The 3,698-nt window shown below is 47.5% G+C and carries 4 protein-coding genes; 2 read left to right on the top strand and 2 right to left on the bottom strand.

Going from position 1 to position 3,698, the window contains the following annotated elements; all coding sequences use genetic code 11:
- The first annotated feature begins 102 nt into the window (after positions 1–102).
- Positions 103–726 (top strand): hypothetical protein, encoded by a 624-nt coding sequence (locus CLOSYM_RS08645; RefSeq protein WP_024738320.1) that lies wholly within the window; start codon positions 103–105, stop codon positions 724–726.
- 103 nt (positions 727–829) lie between these two features.
- Here the strand turns inward: CLOSYM_RS08645 and CLOSYM_RS08640 are convergent, their stop codons facing one another.
- Together CLOSYM_RS08640 and CLOSYM_RS08635 are read right to left on the bottom strand one after the other, a co-directional pair.
- On the bottom strand, positions 830–1,255 hold the full coding sequence (locus tag CLOSYM_RS08640) for a hypothetical protein (protein ID WP_021641827.1): 426 nt from the start codon (positions 1,253–1,255) through the stop codon (positions 830–832).
- Positions 1,256–1,356: 101 nt separating this feature from the next.
- Positions 1,357–3,129: an FAD-dependent oxidoreductase gene (locus CLOSYM_RS08635; RefSeq protein WP_021641826.1), complete on the bottom strand. Its 1,773-nt coding sequence runs from the start codon at positions 3,127–3,129 to the stop codon at positions 1,357–1,359.
- 266 nt (positions 3,130–3,395) lie between these two features.
- Here CLOSYM_RS08635 and CLOSYM_RS08630 point away from each other — a divergent pair, with 266 nt between their 5' ends.
- On the top strand, positions 3,396–3,629 hold the full coding sequence (locus CLOSYM_RS08630; protein ID WP_003498676.1) for a hypothetical protein: 234 nt from the start codon (positions 3,396–3,398) through the stop codon (positions 3,627–3,629).
- The last annotated feature ends 69 nt before the right edge of the window (positions 3,630–3,698 follow it).

Genomic DNA, 3,698 nt, shown 5'->3' with positions numbered 1-3,698 from the left:
GCGTCCTCACCTGCTTAACTAAATCTCCATTTGATTTTTACCTCGATTCTGATATAATAATCCTAGTATCAATAAAACAGGAAAGCAATGAAAGGAATTACCATGATTACATTAGAAAGAACCAGCGTAATGAATATGGAAAATGCGCTTCGCGGCGCCAGAAACCCGCTGAACAGCTGGAATCGCACGGACAGCTTCTACGATGAGCAGGGCCGTTATATCCTGGGGCCAAATGATTTGAATCTGGCAAAAAAGCTTCGCATGGCCGGCAGCGACCACCGCAAATATGTCCGTCAGATCCTCGTATCTGTAGACATTACAGCCCCGCTCTACTGGTGGAAAGAATATGATACATATAAAATTGCAACCGTGGCAAACTCCTGCAGCACCATGCATAAAATCGCAAGCAAACCGTTTACGCCGGAAGATTTCAGCTGTGACCACATGACACCTGCAACGCAGGAATTTATGCATTCCGTTGTGGACAAGCTGGAAGAAATCCGCCTCAGATACCTGGAAACCAAAAGCAAAGATGACTGGTATGATATGATTCAGCTTCTGCCTTCCAGCTATAACCAGCTCAGAACATGCTCCTTCAACTATGAGACGCTGATCAATATTTATTATGCGAGAAAGGATCACAAGCTGGCTGAGTGGCATACTTTCTGTGACTGGATCAAGACTCTTCCCTATGCACAGGAGATCATTATTGCAGAAGGAAAATAAGTGATGCGGCAACGCATAAACAGACCGCACAGCGGCAGTTTTCGGACTGGCACTATACGGTCTGTTTTTTATTCTATATATTAGGATTTCTCCCGTTACCTGTTTATCTGCAGGAACCCTGCATGGATGCTACCGGCATTCCGCCAAATGAAGGAAGTGTCTGGATTCCGTTCTGCCATCCGGCTCCTGTATTACCGTTCTGGCAGCTTCCGCCGAAACAGTCATTGCCGTTCTGGCAGCTTCCGCCGAAACAGTCATTGCCGCTCTGGCAGTTTCCGCCGAAGCAGTCTGTTCCGTTCTGGCAGTTTCCGCCGAAGCAGTCTGTTCCGTTCTGACAATTGCTTCCGCTCTGGCAGTTTCCGCCTCTCTGTCCGAAACCTCCTGAAAGCATTCCTGAATTAAATATAATACCGGAGCTGTTTCCCGGAACACAAGTCGTAAACATGGCAGCCTGTGATGTCATTGCCGGCGCTGCGGCAACCATCATGACGGTCAGAGCTGCAGCTGAAAGTAAACGTAATTTCTTCATGGTAAATCCTCCTAGTTGTTTCAAAATTATTACATTTCTGTTACAAAACTATAATATCATAAAATTTTTGGAAGATATACCGGTAAATAATGGTTTCTTTTCTAACTCCTTCCTTTTCCCATGTCAAGAGGGCATCCCGGTATTTCTGCCGGAATAACATGAAGCTCTTTATCAAAATCTCTAAAGTGCTGTGACTTATAAAAATTGATTCCTCCCTCCACAACCCGTACCTGGCCAAAACCGTTCTGCATCAGAATGCGGGCTGCATTATAAGCCCTGATTCCGACGGCACAGATAACGGCCGTCATTTTATTTTTATCAAGTTCGTCCAGTCTTCCCCGAAGCTTTCCGAGAGGAATGTGGACGGAACCCGGGATGTGGTATTCCAGGAATTCAATCTCCTCCCTCACATCCAGAATCGTCATATCCTGCGCCGGCCGGGAAGCGGGCGACAGCTCGTCAAGTTCTGCACAGCTGATGAATGACACTAATCCGGTGAGAATGTTCTCAGCAGTAAAACCAAGCATATTCACAGGATCTTTGGCTGAAGAAAAAGGCGGCGCATAGGCGGACTCCAGTTCCTCTAAATCATAAATAGTTCCGTGGCTGCGCATAACCGATGCTATCACGTCTATCCGTTTGTCCGCCCCGTCCGGGCCTACAGCCTGGGCGCCAAACAGCCTGCCGTCTTTGCCGAACAGCATTTTCATATGCAGGACTGTCGAACCGGGATAATATCCCGCATGGGATTTCTGGCTGATCAGAACAGAATAATAATCCTTATTCTTTACCATTCCCATTACCCTCAGGGTTTTTTCATTAGCTCCCGTAACAGCTGCCGTGTTGTCAAATACCTTGGCAACGGAGGTCCCCATTGTTCCATGGTATTCTTTCCTGTCGCCGGCCAGATTGTCGGCGCAGATTCTGGCCTGTCTGTTGGCCGGCCCCGCAAGCGGTATCATGGCAGGCGTTTGCAGGACAAAATTCTCGACCTCAATGACATCTCCTACCGCATAAATGTTTTCATCGGAAGTCTTCAGAAACTGATCCGTCACAATGCCTCCCCGAGCGTTCACCTTAAGTCCCGCAGCACGTGCCAAAGCGCTGTTCGGCTTTACCCCAATGGAGAGCAGTACCATCTCTGCCCTGATTGTCCGGCCTCCGGCCAGGTTAATTAGGGTGGAGCCGTCATCCCGGGCTACAAATGAAACGACTCCGTCCCCCAGAATCAGTTCCACGCCGTTCATTGTCATATTTTCATGAAGCAGTTCCGCCAGTTCGTAATCCAGCGGCGCCATCACCTGATTCTGCATTTCAATTACACTTACGCCGATGCCAGCCTTCTGCAGATTTTCAGCCATTTCCAGGCCGATAAAACCGCCACCTATGACTGCTGCCGTTTCGGGCTTTCTCTCCTCCACTATCCTCTTTATCCGATCCGTATCAGGCACCGTCCAAAGTGTATGAATTCCCTCGCCGTCAATCCCCGGGATCGGAGGAACCACGGGGGAAGAGCCTGTTGCGATCACAAGGTCATCGTAAGGTTCCTCATATGTCTCCCCCGACATTTTATCAAAAACGGCCAGTTTCTTATTCTCTCTGTCTATTGCGGTCACTTCACTTGATATTCTAACATCAATATCAAAACGCGCTTTCATTGTCTCCGGGTTCATCAGAAGCAGCGCGTTTCTGTCTTTGATAACGCCTCCAACATAATAGGGCAGCCCACAGTTTGCATAGGAAATGTATTCTCCCTTTTCGAATACAATAATCTCCCTGTCATTATCCCTCCTTCTGAGTCTGGCCGCCGCAGTGGCCCCTCCCGCTACTCCCCCGATTATCAATGTCCGTCTTTTCTTATTTTCCATCATCATATCCGCCTTTCAACTTAACTCTATATTGTACGAATCAACTCTTTCATTCGTCCGGTTTCGTTTCCTGCATTTCACCGTCTGCTGCTATTATATTACCGTCTATTACCGGCATTCTGTGATTTAGTCACGTTTCCCCGGCCCTTCTGACCGAATTGACAGGAATCCGGGCGTTTATTATAATAGGAAGGCAGCTTCTTCAATCACCGCCTCATTCTGCGGTCTTTTTCTTTTGCTGCCACATAATAATTTATTATAGGAGGTGCGCCATGAACCCAATGGAACTTTTGCTGATTAAAAATTCCTGTGATACATTTGTAAAAAACCATCCGAAATTTCCGATGTTTTTGAATGCCGTTTATCAAAACGGCCTGGCCGAAGGCAATATTATAGAGCTGTCGGTGAAAACAACGGACGGAAGGACACTTGAGACTAACTTAAAGCTGTCCTCTTCCGATGTCGAGCTTTTACAACAGTTAAATGACATGTTCCGAAACCGGTAAAACATGCTCTACTCTTTAGCTGTACCGATAAAGACTCCCGAGAGCGGGATTCTCCGCCTGCGGCGGGTC

It is taken from the genome of [Clostridium] symbiosum ATCC 14940, from assembly GCF_000466485.1.
Classification (GTDB): Bacteria; Bacillota; Clostridia; order Lachnospirales; family Lachnospiraceae; genus Otoolea; species Otoolea symbiosa.
Note: the sequence above shows the minus strand (reverse complement) of the source record. Positions and strands in the feature narration are given on the sequence as shown.

What these genes read in the sequence shown, in the direction of transcription:
- CLOSYM_RS08630 (WP_003498676.1), top strand. Translation starts at nt 3,396, where the DNA reads ATGAACCCAATGGAACTTTTGCTGATTAAAAATTCCTGTGATACATTT.
- CLOSYM_RS08645 (WP_024738320.1), top strand. Translation starts at nt 103, where the DNA reads ATGATTACATTAGAAAGAACCAGCGTAATGAATATGGAAAATGCGCTT.
- CLOSYM_RS08640 (WP_021641827.1), bottom strand. Translation starts at nt 1,255, where the DNA reads ATGAAGAAATTACGTTTACTTTCAGCTGCAGCTCTGACCGTCATGATG.
- CLOSYM_RS08635 (WP_021641826.1), bottom strand. Translation starts at nt 3,129, where the DNA reads ATGATGATGGAAAATAAGAAAAGACGGACATTGATAATCGGGGGAGTA.